The 16560-nt window shown below is 71.6% G+C and carries 17 protein-coding genes; 4 read left to right on the top strand and 13 right to left on the bottom strand.

Annotated features, from left to right (window positions below; translation table 11 throughout):
- Positions 1-26: 26 nt before the first annotated feature.
- From IU476_RS12220 to IU476_RS12175, 10 genes are all read right to left on the bottom strand, one after another.
- Positions 27-869 carry a DegV family protein gene (locus tag IU476_RS12220; RefSeq protein WP_195099579.1) on the bottom strand — a complete coding sequence of 281 codons (843 nt, stop codon included), beginning with the start codon at positions 867-869 and terminating at the stop codon, positions 27-29.
- Positions 870-960: 91 nt separating this feature from the next.
- Positions 961-1671, bottom strand: a complete 711-nt coding sequence (gene octT, locus IU476_RS12215) for a diglucosylglycerate octanoyltransferase (protein WP_195099884.1) — start codon at positions 1669-1671, stop codon at positions 961-963.
- Positions 1672-1763: 92 nt separating this feature from the next.
- Positions 1764-3047: a hypothetical protein gene (locus IU476_RS12210; protein WP_195099578.1), complete on the bottom strand. Its 1284-nt coding sequence runs from the start codon at positions 3045-3047 to the stop codon at positions 1764-1766.
- Entirely contained in the window at positions 3037-3726 is a 690-nt protein-coding gene (locus IU476_RS12205) for a histidine phosphatase family protein (RefSeq protein WP_195099883.1), read from the bottom strand. Before IU476_RS12205 ends, IU476_RS12210 begins: the two co-directional genes overlap by 11 nt.
- Positions 3727-3746: 20 nt before the next feature.
- Complete coding sequence (gene rsfS / locus IU476_RS12200; RefSeq protein WP_195099577.1) at positions 3747-4136, bottom strand: ribosome silencing factor; 390 nt, start codon at positions 4134-4136, stop codon at positions 3747-3749.
- On the bottom strand, positions 4133-4771 hold the full coding sequence (nadD, locus tag IU476_RS12195; RefSeq protein WP_195099575.1) for a nicotinate-nucleotide adenylyltransferase: 639 nt from the start codon (positions 4769-4771) through the stop codon (positions 4133-4135). Before nadD ends, rsfS begins: the two co-directional genes overlap by 4 nt.
- A gap of 130 nt (positions 4772-4901) precedes the next feature.
- Positions 4902-5585, bottom strand: coding sequence for a hypothetical protein (locus tag IU476_RS12190; protein WP_195099574.1), 684 nt, complete (start codon positions 5583-5585; stop codon positions 4902-4904).
- 65 nt (positions 5586-5650) lie between these two features.
- On the bottom strand, positions 5651-7069 hold the full coding sequence (locus IU476_RS12185; RefSeq protein WP_195099882.1) for a vWA domain-containing protein: 1419 nt from the start codon (positions 7067-7069) through the stop codon (positions 5651-5653).
- A 66-nt stretch (positions 7070-7135) separates the two neighbouring features.
- A complete protein-coding gene (locus IU476_RS12180) occupies positions 7136-8011 on the bottom strand; it encodes an AAA family ATPase (RefSeq protein ID WP_195099573.1) in 876 nt (291 codons plus the stop codon).
- A gap of 334 nt (positions 8012-8345) precedes the next feature.
- Complete coding sequence (locus IU476_RS12175) at positions 8346-9614, bottom strand: glutamate-5-semialdehyde dehydrogenase (protein ID WP_195099572.1); 1269 nt, start codon at positions 9612-9614, stop codon at positions 8346-8348.
- A 23-nt stretch (positions 9615-9637) separates the two neighbouring features.
- On the opposite strand from IU476_RS12175, the gene IU476_RS12170 reads away from it, so the two are divergent.
- The gene (locus IU476_RS12170; protein ID WP_195099571.1) at positions 9638-10492 is read left to right on the top strand and encodes a ribokinase; all 855 of its coding nucleotides are present in this window, start codon (positions 9638-9640) and stop codon (positions 10490-10492) included.
- A 125-nt stretch (positions 10493-10617) separates the two neighbouring features.
- Here the strand turns inward: IU476_RS12170 and IU476_RS12165 are convergent, their stop codons facing one another.
- Positions 10618-11421: an NmrA family NAD(P)-binding protein gene (locus IU476_RS12165; protein ID WP_195099570.1), complete on the bottom strand. Its 804-nt coding sequence runs from the start codon at positions 11419-11421 to the stop codon at positions 10618-10620.
- A 57-nt stretch (positions 11422-11478) separates the two neighbouring features.
- Complete coding sequence (locus IU476_RS12160) at positions 11479-12381, bottom strand: helix-turn-helix transcriptional regulator (protein WP_195099881.1); 903 nt, start codon at positions 12379-12381, stop codon at positions 11479-11481.
- Between the two features lie 77 nt (positions 12382-12458).
- Between IU476_RS12160 and IU476_RS12155 the strand changes: the two genes are divergently transcribed.
- On the top strand, positions 12459-13136 hold the full coding sequence (locus IU476_RS12155) for a class I SAM-dependent methyltransferase (RefSeq protein WP_228823482.1): 678 nt from the start codon (positions 12459-12461) through the stop codon (positions 13134-13136).
- A 78-nt stretch (positions 13137-13214) separates the two neighbouring features.
- Here IU476_RS12155 and IU476_RS12150 read toward each other — a convergent pair whose 3' ends face one another.
- The gene (locus IU476_RS12150; RefSeq protein ID WP_195099567.1) at positions 13215-13778 is read right to left on the bottom strand and encodes a TetR/AcrR family transcriptional regulator; all 564 of its coding nucleotides are present in this window, start codon (positions 13776-13778) and stop codon (positions 13215-13217) included.
- Positions 13779-13891: 113 nt separating this feature from the next.
- On the opposite strand from IU476_RS12150, the gene IU476_RS12145 reads away from it, so the two are divergent.
- Complete coding sequence (locus IU476_RS12145) at positions 13892-15565, top strand: nitroreductase family deazaflavin-dependent oxidoreductase (protein ID WP_195099566.1); 1674 nt, start codon at positions 13892-13894, stop codon at positions 15563-15565.
- A 165-nt stretch (positions 15566-15730) separates the two neighbouring features.
- Entirely contained in the window at positions 15731-16558 is an 828-nt protein-coding gene (locus IU476_RS12140; protein WP_195099565.1) for an IclR family transcriptional regulator, read from the top strand.
- The last annotated feature ends 2 nt before the right edge of the window (positions 16559-16560 follow it).

Genomic DNA, 16560 nt, shown 5'->3' with positions numbered 1-16560 from the left:
TTTGTTGCCGATTCGGCAAACGTGTCTCAGGCGCAGCCGCCGGGCACCACCAGCACGCCGACGGCACCCGTGCCGAGGTGCACGGCCAGGGTCGGCCCGAACTCCGCGGTCACCAGTTCGCGGATGCCGGGGATGAGGTCGGTCAGCTGCGCGGTGATGGTGGCGGCGGCCTCGGGTTCACCGAGGTGCTGCACGGCGACGGTGGCCCCGTCCTCACCCGCCGCGTCCACCGCCGCCGCGACGAGCTTCGCGTACGCCTTGGACCGGGTGCGCGCCTTCTCCCGCAGCTCGAGCCGACCGTCGACCATCTGCAGAATCGGCTTGGTGACCAGTTCGGTCCCGAAGAACGCGGCGGCCGAACTCAGCCGTCCGCCGCGGCGCAACTGCTCGGTGCGATTGACCACGATGAACGCCCGGCCGCGCGACGCCGCCGAGGCCGCCGCGTCGTAGACGACATCCAGCGCGGCGCCCTCGCGGGCCCGGCGCGCCGCGGCGAGTACCGGCAGGCCCGTCCCGAGCCCGGCGCTGAGCGAATCCACCAGGCGCACACGGTCGGCGGCATCCATGTCCCGCACGGCTTGGCGGCCCGCCTCCCAGGTCGCCGACAGCTGTCGCGAAATGTGCACGGCCACTACGCCGTCGCCCTCGCTGAGTTCCAGCGCGCGCTCGTAGGCCGCGCCCAGTTCGCCCGGCGCGGCGGCCGAGGTCGTCACCGTCGAGGACGAGTAGTCGATCGGTTCGTCGTCGACGCCTTCACAGAACGCCCGATCGTCGACCAGCACATGCAGCGGCACTACCAGAATGCCCAGCTCCGCAACGAGTTCGGCGGGCAGGCTGGCGGAGGAATCGGTCACCACCACGACGGACACAGCTACCGGGCCTCTCCCGAGCCGAACGAACGGAGACGGATCGGGCGCGGTTCGCCACGGCGCTGTTCGACAGCGCGCGAAGGGTTTTCGCTCATGCACCGGCCTTCGGCGCGCGGACCTCCGCCAGGGCTTTGACCATGGCGCGCGCCACGGCGTTGTGCCCTTCCCAGCCCCAGTGGATGCCGTCGGGGTTGGACTCACCGTGGAAGATGTTGTCGCGCACCGCTTCCGCCAGATCGACCAGTGGGACCGCGGTCTTCTCCGACCAGGCGCGCAGGGCGCGGACCGCCGGCTCGCGGCCGACGTGCACGCGACCGTAGGCCTCACAGTCGTGCACCGACGGGAGCACGCCGATCACCGGCAGGTCGGGACGCAACTGCGCCAACGCGTTTCGCGACTGTTCCAGGTAGTCGACGCTGACGTGCGGCGGCAGCGCGACCGGTCGCCCCAGCTTGGACAACCGGGGCTGCAGCCACTGGTACCCCGTGCGGACCCGGCGGCGCAGCGCGGGCGGCCGCACGTAGCGGATCAGTTCGCGCAGCGCGGTCGGCAGCGGCGAGGGCAGCGAATCCATTCCGCCGGTGGCGAAAACGACTGCGCCCGCGCGCGGCACCGCCGCCCACACCCGGGGGTCGCCGATCAGCGCCCAGTGCGCGTCCCGGCAGGTCCACCCGATCCGCGCGACCAGCTCGACATCCCAATCCAGCTCCGCCGCAACGAGATTAGGCCAGATCCGCGGATCATCCGCGGGCAGGCCGCCTTTCGGCCCGAAGTACGCCAGCGAGTCCGCGAGCACCAGCAATACCGGTCGCTCGAACCTCGACGCGGTCGACCCGTCGTCGGACGGCTCGACGGCCGCACCCCGGACCTCCGCGTCGTCGCCGCCGGCACCGCTCACGTCGACCGCCCTCGGAACAACCGGGACATGGCGCGCCGCAACAGCCCACCACCCGAATCCCCCGCTCCAGCCGAACCCGACCCCGCCGCACCACTCTCAGCCGCCGCACCACTCTCGGCCGCCGCAGCGGGCTCCTCGGTCGCACCGGCCTCAGCATCTGCCGCAGATTGATCGACGGTATCGCCTTCCTCGGAGGAAGCGGCCCCGTCCACCGAATCATCCTGCGCAGCAGCGGAACCGGCTGCTTCTCCAGCCGCACCACCCGCAGACTCATCCGCACCGCTCGCCGAGTCGGAAGCTCCGCCAGCCGTCTCAGCCTCCGCGCCCGCCGACTCCGCTTCCGCGCCCGCCGACCCGGCCTCGGCACTGGCGGCCTCAGCGCCCGCACCCGCCGACCCGGTTTCCGTGTTTGCCGACTCGCCGTCCGCAACAGCCGCCTCGCCGGTCCCCGCAGGCCCGTCTTCCGCGCCCGCCGACTCTGCGTCGGCACTGGCCACCTCGCCGGTCCCCGCAGGCTCCTGTTCCGTGCTCGCCGACTCTGCATCCGCACTGACCGCCTCGCCGGTCCCCGCAGACCCATCTTCCGCATCAGCCGACGACTCGACAGGAGCTTCCTGCTGGACCGATTCGGCCGCTACCGCAGCAGTATCTGCCTCGACACCCGAACCCTCCTGCGAGGCAGAAGTTTCCGTCGCCGCGCTCTCACCGTCCGCCGAGCCAGGGTCGCCCACCGCGCCTACGTCCGAATCAGAGGCGTTCTCGCCGCAATCGGCCGACTCGGGGCCGCCTTCGGACGCGTTGTCGCCCACAGTGGTCGGCTCGTCACCCGCAGCGGCTTCCGAATCGCCTGTGCCCGAGGCGGACTCCTCCGCGTGGGCAGCCGAAGCCTCCTCGACAGCGCCGGTCTCGGAGTCGGCCGCGATCTCCTGCGGCACCTCGGGCGCTGCCGCCGCAGAGTTGTCACCCCCGGCGTGCTCCGCCTTCTCCTCCGCCGCAACCGGTTCCGGCGGTGTCACCGGGCCACCGAACAGCACGTCGGGGAGGTGCCGCACCGGCGCTTCGGACGCCTTGCGGAAGAGTTCGTCGGGCACGGACTTGCCGCGCTCGTAGTCGGGTTCGACCTCCGGTTCCGGGTCCTGCTCCGGCTCGGTGGGCGCGGGCCCACCGAACAAGGCGTCCGGTAGGCGCCGCACGGGCACCTCGGACGCCTTGCGCAGCAATTCGTCGGAAACCTGCCGGACCGGTTCGTCCCGGTCGTCGGAGGACTTTTCAGAGGACATCAGGTGCTACCTTCGCCGCCGCATTCCACACATCCAGCCGCCACCCGGGCTGCTCGATGCTCGGACCGTGGCTGCTCAGTTGCACCCAGCTGGTGTTGGCCAGTCCGCCCAGGACAGGCCAGTTCCGTGGGGGCAACTCGAGCAGCGCGGCGGTCAGTGCCGCGATCAACCCGCCGTGCGCGACGAGGATGATGGTACGGCCGGGCCAGTCGGTGCGCTCGGCGAACAGCTCACGAACCACCGGCAACGCCCGGGCACCCACCTCGAGCTTGCTCTCGCCGCCCGGCGGGGTGAAGTCGGCGTTGAGCCGCCAGGTCTGGCGGGCGCCCGGATACTGCGCGTCGACCTCGTAGTGGGTCAGCCCCTCCCACTCCCCGAGGCTGGTCTCGCGCAGCCGCGGATCGCGGACCACCTCGAGCGCGGTGTGGTCGGCCAGCGCCACCGCGGTGTCGTAGGCGCGCCGCAGATCCGAGGCGAGGATGGCGATCGCGTCGTGGCCGGACAGCTCGCGGGCGGCGTCCTTGGCCTGCCGGCGGCCCAGCTCGCTCAGCTCCGTATCGGTCTGGCCCTGCATGCGATCGGAGGCGTTCCACTCGGTCTGCCCGTGCCGCAACAGGATCAGCCGGCGGACGTTGGCGTGCTTGTCGTAGCGGGCGCCCTGCTCCTCGGACTCGTCCAGGGCGCCGTCGAATCCGAGGCTCACTCAGCGGCCTCGTCGCCGCGCGGCCCGCCCAGCCCGTCCACGGGAACCTGCGGGCAGTCCTTCCAAAGCCGTTCCAGGCCATAGAAATCGCGTTCGTCGCTGTGCTGGATATGCACCACGACCTCGACGTAGTCCAGCAGTACCCAGCGCCCCTCACGGGTGCCCTCACGCCGCACCGGCTTGTGCCCGGACAGCCGCAGCTTCTCCTCGACGTTGTCGACGATCGCGTTGACCTGCCGCTCGTTCGGCGCCGACGCGATCACGAAACAGTCGGTGATCACCAGCTGCTCGGAGACGTCCAGCACCACCACGTCGGAAGCCAGCTTCTCGTCGGCCGCGCGCGCGGCGATCCGCGCCGTCTCGACCGCTTCGACGGATGCCGTCATCCAGCTCTCCCGTTCCCTCCCGGCACGTACAGGTGCCGCTTCGATATGTACTGCACGACCCCGTCCGGGACGAGGTACCACACCGGTCGCCCCTCGGCGGCACGGCGACGGCACTCGCTCGACGAGATCGCCAGGGCGGGGATCTCGATGACGGTGACCGCGTCGGCCGGCATGTCGCGCAGGTGTTCGGCGAGGTGGTCGATGTTCAATTCGTACCCCGGACGGCTCACCCCGACGAATTTCGCCAGCTCGAACAGTTCCGCCCAATCCTGCCACGTGAGGATGCTGGCCAGCGCGTCCGCACCCGTGATGAAGTACAGGTCGGCGTCGGGATGCTGACTTTGCAGGTCACGCAGGGTGTCGACGGTGTAGGTGACCTTGGCGCGGTCGATGTCGGCCCGGCTCACCGAGAACCGCGGATTGGACGCGGTCGCGATGACGGTCATCAGATACCGGTCCTCGGCCGGGCTGACCTGCTTGCTGGCCTTCTGCCACGGCTGCCCGGTGGGGACGAATATGACTTCGTCGAGGTCGAAGCGGTGCGCGACCTCGCTGGCGGCAACCAGGTGCCCGTGATGGACGGGATCGAAGGTCCCACCCATCACACCCAGTTTGCGCCGACCTGTTTCTTGCACGGATGCCGAGCTTACTGGGCGCGGGTCCGAACACCCGGCACCACAGCCACCTGCGGTCCAGGGGCGGGAGCGCGCTCGCGTTCATCGCGGGGCGGCAGCCGCGTGGTCCGGTTGCGCACCGCGCGGCGGCTCAGCGCGTTGCCGGACGACGCACGCGGGCGAGGGACGCCGCCAGGGCGCGGCGGAGCGCGGCGATCGGGCGCGCGGCCGCGCGGGCGGTGGATGCCGAGGCGAGCAGGTCGCGGTGCAGGTCGCGGCAGTCGGGGTCGTCAGCGGCCAGTCGCGCACCGATGTCGAATACCGTTGCGGCGCTGCGGTATCGGTGCACGGCGAGCAGGCAGGTGCCGTATTGCTCGTGCAGCACCGCGATTTCGGGAGCCGGGTACGGGAGGTCGGGGCAGGACAGCCCGCGCCGGTAGAGGCCGACGGCTTCGTGGTGGCGGCCGCACCGGTAGTAGAGGCGGGCGGCGAGCAGCGTGTAGTGCGCGGCGTCGTTGGCCGACAGGCTCCACCAGCGATCCGCGGCCACCAGTGCCGCGGCGGCCAGGTCGGCCTCGCGCCCGGGCTGCCCGCAGATCGCGGTGACGATCAGCGAATACAGCCGGGCGAGCTGATCCGGGGGCAGTACGGCCGCACCGGCGCGCACCGCCCGCCGCAACGCGCCCTCCGCGACGGCGGGGGTGTCGGCCAGCCGCGCGGTACCGAATTCGATCAGCGCGGACAGTTCGTTCGGGCCGTACCCGGAGTCGTCGGACGATGCGACAGGCGACGGGTCGGCTGGGCGCTCGTCGGTCTCCCGGGGTCGGCTCGGCACGCGTGCATCGTCGCCCCGGCGGCTTGCGGGCGGCTTAACGAGTTCTAATGCCGCGGCCCGAACCCCTATACCGGGAGTAGGCGACTGACTACGGAGGTGAGTTGGCGGGCCGAGCGGCATTCGTGCATCTCGATCACCTGGGCGTAGCGGTTGGCGGCGGAATCGCCTGTGCCCCAGACCTTTTCGGCCTCGGGGTTGAGCCAGTAGGCGTGTTTGGCGACCTTCACCAGGTCCGCGAGAGTGTCGAGGGCGGGGTCGCGGTAGTTGGTGCGGGCGTCGCCGAGGACGAGCAGGGAAGTGCGGCTGGTGACGGCGTCGGGCCAGTCCTCGGCGAAACCGCGCAGGGCGGTGCCGTAGTCGGAATGTCCTTCGATGCCGACCACCTCGGCCTCGGTGAAGATGCGGCGCGTCACCTGGTCCAGCGGGGTCACCTGGTCGAACAGGTGGGTGACCTCGTCGACGCGGTCCACGAAGGCGAAGATCCGCACCCGCGAGAACTGTTCGCGCAGCGCGTTCACCAGCAGCATCGTGAAACTGGAGAAGCCGGCCACCGAACCCGAGATGTCGCACAGCAGAACGAGATCCGGGCGTCCGGGACGCGGCTTGCGGGCGGCCAGCTTGATCGGGACGCCGCCGGTCGACATGGATTTGCGCAGCGTCTTGCGCAGGTCGATCTCCCCGCGCCGGGCCCGCCGCCGGCGCGCGGCCAGCCGCGAGGCGAGCACCCGGGCCAGCCGCTGACTGCTGCGGCGCAGTTCGGCCAGCTCGTTTTCGGAGATGCGCAGGAAGTCGGCGTCCTCGGCCTGGCGCTGCACGCCGTAGGTGGCCACCCGGTCGCGGCCGATGCGTTCGGCGACGCGGCGGCGCGTCTCGCTCTCGACGGTGCCGCGGAAGTCCTTGATGCGCTGCCGCGCGATGCGGCGCGCGACCTCGGTGTCGAAGTCCGAATTGTCGGTCCCCGCGGCCAGACCGGCGAGGATCTTGCTCACCAGCAGTTCGGGTTGCAGGTCCTTGAGCGTCTGATAGGCCGAGAACGACGGCCCGTTGGCCGACCGGTACTGCCCCATCTGCTCGACCATCTGCGCCGCCAGCTCCTGCAACTGCCGCGCCTGCTCCCCCGAGGGATCGGCAACCAGCAACTCCGCCAGCATCTTTCGCAACTCGATGATGTCGACCTCGCCGTCGGGCTTGCGCGGGATCTCCACCTCCTGCGCGCCCGCGCGCTCGCCCAGCGCGGCGGGGAACCACAGGTCGAACATGCCGTCGAAGGTCGCGCGCTGGGACGCGCGGCGCAGCAGCGCGCAGGCCAGCCCTTCGCGCAGCATCTCGCGGTCCATCAGGTCCAGCACGGTGAGCACCTGGCCGGCGTCTACGGTCTCCGACGGGCCCACCGGGATGCCGCGGCCCCGCAGCGCCTCCACGAACCCGATCAGGTGACCCGACAAGCCATGCGGCGCAACGGATTCCGGTTCCTCCGCCGACATCCGCGGCGCGGACCGCCACACCGCCGGGACGATCGAGCGGGTCGTGCCGCGCTTGCCGGACATCGGTCAGGCCAGTTTCAACTCGGCCAGCGCGCGCTGGTGGTCGCTCTGGTGCTTGAGCACGACGCCCAGGGTGGCGCGGACCGTCTTGTCGTCGAGGTCCTTCAGGCCCAGCGCCAGCAGCGTGCGGCCCCAGTCGATGGTCTCCGCCACCGAGGGCAGCTTCTTCAACTGCATGCCGCGCAGCACGTGCACCACCCGCACCAGCTGCGCCGACACGGCCGGGGCCAGCTCGGGCACGCGGCTGGCGAGGATGCGTCGCTCGAGTTCCTCGTCGGGGAAGTCGATGTGCAGGTAGAGGCAGCGGCGCTTCAACGCCTCGGACAGTTCGCGGGTGGCGTTGGAGGTGAGCACCGTGAACGGGCGGCGGACCGCCGCGATGGTGCCGAGTTCGGGGACGGTGACGGCGAAGTCGCTGAGCACCTCGAGCATCAGGCCCTCGATCTCGACGTCGGCCTTGTCGGCCTCGTCGATCAGCAGCACGGTGGGGTCGGTGCGCCGGATCGCGGTGAGCAGCGGGCGCGACAGCAGGAATTCCTCGCTGAAGACGTCGGCTTTGGTGTCCTCCCAGCCGTTCTCGCTGGAGGCCTGGATGCGCAGGATCTGCTTGGCGTGGTTCCACTCGTAGAGCGCGCGCGCCTCGTCGATGCCCTCGTAGCACTGGAGGCGCACCAGTTCGGCGGCGGCGACCTGGGCCACGGCCCGCGCGAGCTCGGTCTTGCCGACGCCCGCCGGTCCCTCGATCAGCAGCGGCTTGCCGAGCCGGTCGGCCAGGAACACCGAGGTCGCGGTGCCCTTGTCGGCCAGATAGCCGGTCTGCGACAACCGCTCGATCACGTCGTCGACCGACGCGAAGATCGGCTCGTGCACTGCGGTCTGCACTGGTCCTCCTCCGGAAGCGGCCCGCCACTCCCCTACGGTTGCCGGCCCCGAGGCCGCGGGCATACCGGGTATGCACCGTATAGACGTCTTCGTTCGACGGTACACATCCAGCGCACCCGCCTGATACCGGGTGTCAGGAATCGCACGCTCCCGGCGACCGGCCGCATGTCACCGTTCGCGACGCCTCGCCGCGTGCAGAGCACGGAGTCCGATGCGACCACGTCGTGCACGCGGTCGCAGACGCGGACCGCTACCGACGTGGCAGGGTGGGTCGGGCGACGGTAGGGCCGAGTTCGCTGTTCGTTCGCCGGACCGCGCGGCGAACCACCCGGGCTCAGACGGGCCGGATCTGCCCGTCGCCCCAGACGACCCACTTGGTGGAGGTGAGTTCCGGCAGGCCCATGGGGCCGCGGGCGTGCAGCTTCTGGGTGGAGATGCCGATCTCCGCGCCGAAGCCGAACTGCTCGCCGTCGGTGAAGGCGGTGGAGGCGTTGACCATGACAGCGGCCGCGTCGACCCGGTTGCTGAACTCGCGGGCCGCGGCCAGGTCGCCGGTGACGATGGCCTCGGTGTGCCCGGTGCCCCAGGTGTTGATGTGCTCCACGGCCGCGTCCAGGTCGGCGACCACCTTGAGCGCGATGTCGAGGGACAGGTACTCCTCGCCCCAGTCGGTGTCGTTCGCGGGGATCAGGCCCGGCAGGTCGCCGTGCACCGTGACGCCGTGCCGTTCCAGCGCCTCGATCAGGCGGGGCACCGCGGTGGTGGCGACGGCGTCGTCGATCAGCACGGTCTCGGCGGCGTTGCAGACGCTGGGCCGGCGGGTCTTGGCGTTGAGCAGGATCGCCTCGGCCATGTCCAGGTCCGCGGCGGCGTGCACGTAGACGTGGCAGTTGCCGGTGCCGGTCTCGATGGTCGGCACCTGCGCGTCGCGGACCACGGCGTTGATCAGGCCGGCGCCGCCGCGCGGGATGACCACGTCGACCAGGCCGCGCGCCTGGATCAGATGGGTGACGCTGGAACGGTCCTCGCTCGGCAGCAGCTGCACCGCGTCGGCCGGAAGTCCCTGTGCGACAAGCGCTTCCCGCAACACCTCGACGAGCGCGGCGTTGGACCGGGCCGCCGAGGAGGACCCGCGCAGCACCGCCGCGTTCCCGGACTTCAGCGCCAGCCCGAACGCGTCGACCGTGACGTTGGGCCGCGCCTCGTACACCATGCCGACCACACCCAGCGGCACCCGCACCTGCCGGATCTCGAGTCCGTTCGGCAGCGTCGACCCGCGCACCACCACGCCCACCGGGTCCGGCAGGCCGGCGACTTGGCGCAGCCCCGAGGCGATCCCGTCGACGCGGGCCTCGGTCAGGCGCAGCCGGTCGAGCAGCGACTCGGCGGTGCCGGCCGCGCGGGCGATCTCGAGGTCCTCGGCATTGGCCGCGAGGACCCGGTCGCTCGCGGCCAGCAGCGCGTCGGCGGCGGCGTGCAGCGCGGTGTTCTTCTGTTCGGTGGTGAGCTGGGCGAGCGTTCGCGACGCCACCCGGGCCCGGCGCGCCGCGTCGTGCACCACCGTGCGGACCGAGTCCTGATCGGTGGCAGTGGGAGCAGTCATGCGTATCAGCCTACTGTGCGGATATGGCGCGAATCGCGGTGGTGGGCAGCATCAACATGGATCTGGTGACGACGACCGGACGGCGGCCGGAACCCGGTGAGACCGTGCTCGGCCGCGGCTTCGACATGGTGCCCGGCGGGAAGGGCTCCAATCAGGCGATCGCGGCGCGGCGAGCGGGTGCCGAGGTCGACTTCGTGGGCGCGGTCGGCGACGACCTGTTCGCGGCGGAATTGCGCAAGGTGCTCGACGGGGCGGGGGTGGGGACCCGGCGGCTGCGCACGGCGGCCGGTCCGAGCGGCGTCGCCACGATCGTGGTTGACTCCGCCGGCGAGAACACCATCATCGTCGTCGAGGGCGCCAACGCGACGCTGACCGACCTCACCGCGGACGACCTCGCGGCGGTGGCGGCGGCGGACATCCTGCTGTGCCAGTTGGAGATTCCGCTGCCGACCGTGCTCGCCGCCGCCCGGCACGCCCGCGCCTCGGGCACCACCGTGCTGCTCAATCCCTCACCCGCGCAGGATCTTTCGCCGGAGTTCTGGTCCGTCGTCGACATCGCCGTGGTCAACGAGGGCGAGTCCGAGCGACTGGCCGCGTCCCTGGATACCGTGCCGCACGTGGTAGTCACGCGCGGCGCGAACGGAGCGGTGTACCGCGGACCCGACGGCGAGATCGCCCACCCGGGTGTGCGGGTCGAGGTCGTCGACACCACCGGCGCGGGCGACACCTTCACCGGAGCCCTCGCCGCCCACTGGCACCGCGGCCCCGCCACGGCCCTCGCCTGGGCCTGCACCGCAGGCGCCCTGGCCACCACGAAACTCGGTGCGAGCGCGTCCATCCCGAGCCGAGCTGACATCGAGGCCGCACTCGAACGCTGAGCACTCCCGCCGACAGCGCCCCCGCCCCTCGTCGACCGCCCTACCTCGCCCCGAATATCGGTGCGGGACTTGCCCCCCACAGGGACATCACGAAGCCTCCGGCGCTCAGCGGAAGCGACCGGCGCTCAGCGGAACAGGTCCGCGTTCGCGGTGGCCCATTCGGCGAAAGTGGTGGCGGGGCGGCCGGTGAGGTCGGCTACGGCGGTGGTGGCTTGTTGCGGGTGGTCGACCATGGCGGCGAGCCCGTCCACGTACCATTCGGCGAAATCGCCCATGGTCGGGCGCAGGGCCGCGACGGTGTCCGCACGGGGCACGGTCTCGAAGGTGAGCTCGCGGCCCAGCGCCGCGCCCAGTTGGCGGACTCGCTCTGCGCGGGTGAGGGTTTCGGGGCCGGTGAGTGGATAGGCGATGCCGTCGTGGCCGTCCTGGGTCAGCACCGTCGCGGCGACCCGGGCGATGTCGTCCATCGCGATCGGCGCGTTCGCCGACTCCGGGTACGGCTCGCGCACCGTGCCGGTGGTGCGCCCCTGCTCCGCCCACATCGTGGTGTTCTCCATGAACTCGCCCGCGTACAGGTGCGTCCAGGCGACGCCCGACTTCTCGACCGCGTGCGCGATCGGCTGCCAGTCCGTGGTCTCGTCGCCGGACAGGTCGACGATGCGGCCGACGCCCGCCTGCCGGGCCAGCTCCACCACCTCGGTGACGGTCTCGAGGGCGGGCGCCAGATACATCCGCTGCACCCCCTCGAACGCGGCGGGCAGCGACGACAGCCGGCGCAGGTAACCGCGCACCACCTCGACGCCCTCGGGTAGTCCGGCACGTTCGGGGTGATTGGACAGGGCGCGAATGTCGTCCGCGCCCAGCGCAATCAGATGATCGACCACTTTCCTACCGATGTTCCCGGTGGCTCCGGTGACCAGAATCTTCATGGGAGACAGGCTAGTTGCCCACCCCTTGCCTGGGCACATGGGAATTTCACCGGATCACTACGACGCCTCGGCGACGCGGTCGCGCCAGCGGCGGGGCGGCTCGCCGTGCGTGCGGCGGAACAGCCGGGTGAAGTAGCCGGGGTCGGGAACGCCGACGCGGCGGGCGATCTCGGCGATCGGCAGGTCGGTCTCGGCGAGCAGCTGGCGGGCCTCGGTCATGCGCCGATCGGCGATCCAGTCCTGCACGGTGCGGCCGGTGCGGCGGCGCACCACGGTGGTCAGATGTCCCGGCGTCATGCCGACCGCGCGCGCCACGTCCCGCAGCGACAGCGGCTCACCGTGCCGCCGCTCGATCACGTCGAACACCTCGGCCAGCAAGGGTTCTCCGCTGCGCCGCAGATCGCCGACCACGTCGGCGGCCAGCCGCGCCAGCTCGATCAGCAGCAGCGTCAGGTGTGCCGCGGCCGCCTGCCGATACCCCTCCTGCCGCTCGGCGAGTTCGGTCTCGATCGCCGCGATCGCGTCGTCCCACCGCGCCCGGCGGTCCGCGGGCACCTCCAGCCGCAGCAGCCCGCTCGACCGGCCGTGCAGGAACGGGAACAGCAGCGGATGCGAGCGCCACGCCGGCCACGGCGTGCGCCCGTCGTCGAGCACGGCGGGATCGAAGAACACCCCGACACCGTCGCCGACCGTCCGGGCCGCCTCGACGTCGACCACCTGACCCGCGCCGATCACGTACACCACGGCGGCCTCGGCGGCGTAGAACAGCGCGGGGAAATCGTGGATGTGCGGCCACACCTCGCGTCGCTCCCCCGGCTCGGCGCCCTCGCGCATCACCATGGTGTGCCCCTCGAAGGACTCGAAGCGCAGCAGCGACACCGGCGGAGTGAGGTGGTCGGCGCGGTAGTCGTACACGGGCACGCCGCCGCGATGACCCACCACCCTCGTCGACGCGCGCACCACGAGACCGAAGATAGTCCTATTTCTCCCGAGAATCACCCAACCAGCGCCCATTCGCGACGATCACGATGGACTACATGACCGAACATCGTCCACATTCCGTCACCACGGCCATGGGAAACCGGCACGACTACCTGCCCGCCGCCGGCCGCGACGCGCTGCTGCCGACCTACGACCTGCTCACCCGGCTGCTCGGCGCGCCCCGTTTGCACCAGCGCCTCGTCGACCAGGCCGATCTCCGAGACGACCAGCGTGTTCTCGAAATCGGCTGCGGCACCGGCAATCTCACGCTGCGAGCGAAGCGCGCCCGGCCCGCCGCCGAGGTGATCGGCACCGATCCCGACCCGCGCGCCCTGTCCCGCGCCGAGCGAAAGGCTCAGGGACAGGCTGGAATCCGCTTCGAGCGCGCCTACGCCCAGGAACTTCCCTACGGCGACGGCGAATTCGACCGGGTGCTGTCCTCGCTGATGCTGCACCACCTCGATGCCGACGTGAAGGCCGCGGTGGCCGCCGAGGCGCTGCGGGTGCTGCGGCCGGGCGGCCGGTTCCACATCGTCGATGTCGGCGGCCCGATCACGCCTGCCGACGGCCTCGCGGCCCGGCTCATGCTGCGCAACCACCACCTCGACGGCAATCTCGGCGACGGCATCCCCCGGCTGCTGCGCGGCGCCGGATTCGTTTGCGAGGAAGTCGATTCCGAGCGCCACCGCCTCATGGGCCGGGTCACCTACTACCGCGCCACGCGACCGGACTGACGCCTGGCCCGCGACGCCGAGGTGACCGCCGACGTCACCTCGGCCACGGCGGGCCGCACTGACGAGAGCGGCGACTCCTCAGCGAGCCGTATACGTGGTGACCAGGTCCGACAGCTGGCCACCCACCCGTTCGAGCGGGTCGACCGAGCGGGTGGCCAGCGACATCACCACCGCGCCCTCGATCGCGGCGACGATGGTGGTCGCCAGCGCCAGCGCGCGCTCGGGCGCCACCCGCTCCGCACGCAGGCGCTCGGCGAGAATCTGCTCCCAGTCGGCGAAGCTGGCGCCCGCCGCGTCCGCCGCCGCCGGTGCTTCCGCCCGGCCCAGCGCCGCGGCCACGATCGGGCAGCCGGCGGTGAAATCACTGCTCACTACGGTTTCCCGCCACAGCGCCGGGAAGGCGGCCACACACGCGGCCAGGTCTGCGCCGGCGGTGAGCTCGCGGATCAGCGCGCTCGCCGCCTGCCCGGCCGAGCGGGTGGCCTCGGCGACCAACTCGGCCTTGCCGTCGGGGAAGTTCAGATAGACCGACCGCCGCGAGATGCCGCTGTGCTGCAACAGTTGCGCGATCCCGGTGCCCGCGACGCCGTAGCGGCGCATGAGGTCGACGGTGCTGTCGAGCAACCGGTCCCGAGCCGCCATGATGCGATCCTCCTCCGCGGATGACAGTGCGACCAGCCTACCTTGCCGTAGACCGATCGGTGTACTACCGTGCGACTAAACCGATCGGTCTACCGCGACGGAGGAACACGACGATGACCGACCTGCCCGATCCCCTCCCCCTGCCCTGCGGGCAGACGCTGCCCAACCGGATCATGAAGGCCGCGCTCAGCGAGGGCCTCGGCGACGCCGGTCTGGGGCCCGACGAGCGCCTGCACCGCCTGTACCAGCGTTGGGGCGCAGGCGGTTTCGGCCTGATCGTCACCGGCAACGTGATGATCGACCGCACCCAGCTCGGCGAGCCCGGCAATGTCGTCGTCGAGGACGAGCGGCACCTGGACGCGCTCAGCCGCTGGGCGAAGGCCGCGAAGGACGGCGGCACACCGGTCTGGATGCAGCTGAATCATCCTGGCCGCCAAGCCAATCCGCTGGCCACCCGGCGGCGGCCGGTCGCGCCGTCGGCGATCGCGCCCGGCATCCCCGGCCTGCCCGTGCCGCGCGCGCTGACGGCGGCCGAAATCGAGGACCTGATAACGCGTTTCGCCACCGCCGCGCGCGTCGCCGAGGCCGCGGGCTTCGACGGCGTCCAGATCCACGGCGCGCACGGGTATCTCGTCTCCCAGTTCCTGTCGCCGCTGGCCAACCGGCGCACCGACGACTGGGGCGGCGATCCGGAGCGACGCCGCCGCTTCGCGCTCGAGGTGGTCCGGGCGATCCGCGCGACGGTACGCCCCGGGTTCGCGGTGGCGATCAAGCTCAACTCCGCCGACTTCCAGCGCGGCGGGTTCACCGAGGACGAATCGCGGTCGGTCGTCGCGGCGCTGGCCGCCGAGGGCCTGGACCTGATCGAGATCAGCGGCGGCAGTTACGAATCCCCCGCGATGATGGGCCGGGCCACCGCGAGCACCCGCGCCCGGGAGGCCTACTTCCTCGACTACGCCGAGACCGCGCGGCAGGTCGCGGGCACCGTACCGCTCGCGGTGACGGGCGGCTTCCGGTCGCACGCGGCGATGCGGGCGGCGCTCTCGGCCGGTGCCTGCGACGTCGTCAGCCTGGGCCGTCCCACCGCGGTCTTCCCCGCGGCCGCGGCCGACCTGCTCACCGGACGCACCGCGGCCCTGCGACCGCCGGCCATCTCACTCGGCCGCGCGGCCGGTCGGCTGAAGTCCTTCGACGGGGCCTTGGACCTGCAATGGCACACCGACCAGCTGCACCGCCTCGGGCGCGGCCAGGACCCCGATCCCGCGCGCTCGCCGTGGCTGACCGCCGGGACCATGCTGCGGCGCAACGGGTTCGACGCGTTCCGGCCCCGGCGCGGCGGTTCCGGTGCCGCACCGCAGGGCCTGGCCCGCAAGTTCCGCGTCGAACGCGCCGTCGGCCGCTACGTCGCCAATCCCACCTTCCGCGCCCTCGACCGCCTGGGCGTGCGTTCGACGTTCGCCACCGAGCTGGAGACCATCGGCCGCAAAACCGGGCAGCCGCGCCGGGTGCCGGTGTCGGTGCTGTTCGACGACGACGGCGCGTGGATCATCTGCCAGCACGGCATGCGCTCGGGCTGGGGCAACAACGTGCGCGCCGACCCGCGCGTGCGCCTGCGCCGGGGCGACCGGTGGCTCGCCGGGCACGCGGAGCTGCGGCCCGACGACGACGTGGTGGCCCGCGCCCGCGCCTTCGCACCGCATCCCCTGCTGGCGCCGCTGACCGCGGCCGGGTTCGCCGCGCTGCAGACCACCCCGGTCTCGGTGCGGGTCACCTTCACCGACGCCTGAGCGCGGCGGGACCGGCATCCTCCTGCTCGATCGACGCGAGGTACGTAGTTCCACGGATTCGCAACCGGCGGACGGCAAGTCACTGTGACTGGAGACACAAACGGTGAATTCGCACCTGCCCGATCGAAGTACTTCTAGACTCCACCTGAGCTATCGGAGGATTTTATGACCGTCACCGTGCTGCCCTCCGCGGAACGCACCACTCCCGCCCCGCGCCACGCGACGGACACCCGCAATTCGGCCCTGCCGGTCTCGATGATCGAGCGGATGACCCTGATCCTCGACGCGTTCGACGCCACCACGCCCACGCTGACCCTGCTGGAACTGGTGGAACGGACCGGGCTGCCGCGCTCGACGGTCCACCGCATCCTGGACCAGATGATCCGGCTGCGCTGGCTGGCGCACACCTCCGGCGGCTACCGCCTCGGCATGCGCACGCTGGAGCTGGGCGGGCTCACCGCCGACCACAACGAGATCCGCGACGCGGTCGGCCCGCTGCTGCACGAACTGTCGCAGCGCACCGGCACGGTCGGGCATCTGGCGGTGCTCGACGGACGCGACATCGTCTACCTGGACAAGGCCGGCGGCCGCTTCGCCACCGCGCTGCCCACCCGGCTCGGCGGCCGGATGCCCGCGCACGCCACGGCGCTGGGCAAGGCCATGCTGGCCGCGCTGGAACCGGGTATCGCCGAGGCGGCGTTCCGCACCCGGCTGCCCCGGCTCACCCCGCGCACCCTGTGCGAGCCCGAGGCCCTGCGCCGTGAACTGGCCCAGATCCGGCTGCGGCAGGGCGTGGCCGTCGACCGCGAGGAGTCGGTCGCCGGAATCGCCTGTGTCGCAGCACCGTTACGGGTCCGCGGCAGCGCGCCGGCGGCGCTGTCGCTGTCCGGTCCGGTCGAGACGATGAGCTTCGACCGGCTGGCCCGCGTGGTGCTGGAGGTGGCCCACGAGGCCGGCCGTGCCCTGTCGCCGCGCCGCGCGGGATGGCGCTGACC

The organism is Nocardia blacklockiae (assembly GCF_015477355.1).
Classification (GTDB): domain Bacteria; phylum Actinomycetota; class Actinomycetes; order Mycobacteriales; family Mycobacteriaceae; genus Nocardia; species Nocardia blacklockiae.
Note: the sequence above shows the minus strand (reverse complement) of the source record. Positions and strands in the feature narration are given on the sequence as shown.

Coding starts and splice junctions, on each gene's coding strand:
- rsfS (WP_195099577.1), bottom strand. CDS start 4,136: ATGACGGCATCCGTCGAAGCGGTCGAGACGGCGCGGATCGCCGCGCGC.
- IU476_RS12185 (WP_195099882.1), bottom strand. CDS start 7,069: ATGTCGGCGGAGGAACCGGAATCCGTTGCGCCGCATGGCTTGTCGGGT.
- IU476_RS12165 (WP_195099570.1), bottom strand. CDS start 11,421: ATGAAGATTCTGGTCACCGGAGCCACCGGGAACATCGGTAGGAAAGTG.
- IU476_RS12150 (WP_195099567.1), bottom strand. CDS start 13,778: ATGGCGGCTCGGGACCGGTTGCTCGACAGCACCGTCGACCTCATGCGC.
- IU476_RS12170 (WP_195099571.1), top strand. CDS start 9,638: ATGGCGCGAATCGCGGTGGTGGGCAGCATCAACATGGATCTGGTGACG.
- IU476_RS12175 (WP_195099572.1), bottom strand. CDS start 9,614: ATGACTGCTCCCACTGCCACCGATCAGGACTCGGTCCGCACGGTGGTG.
- IU476_RS12145 (WP_195099566.1), top strand. CDS start 13,892: ATGACCGACCTGCCCGATCCCCTCCCCCTGCCCTGCGGGCAGACGCTG.
- IU476_RS12210 (WP_195099578.1), bottom strand. CDS start 3,047: ATGTCCTCTGAAAAGTCCTCCGACGACCGGGACGAACCGGTCCGGCAG.
- IU476_RS12155 (WP_228823482.1), top strand. CDS start 12,459: ATGACCGAACATCGTCCACATTCCGTCACCACGGCCATGGGAAACCGG.
- IU476_RS12140 (WP_195099565.1), top strand. CDS start 15,731: ATGACCGTCACCGTGCTGCCCTCCGCGGAACGCACCACTCCCGCCCCG.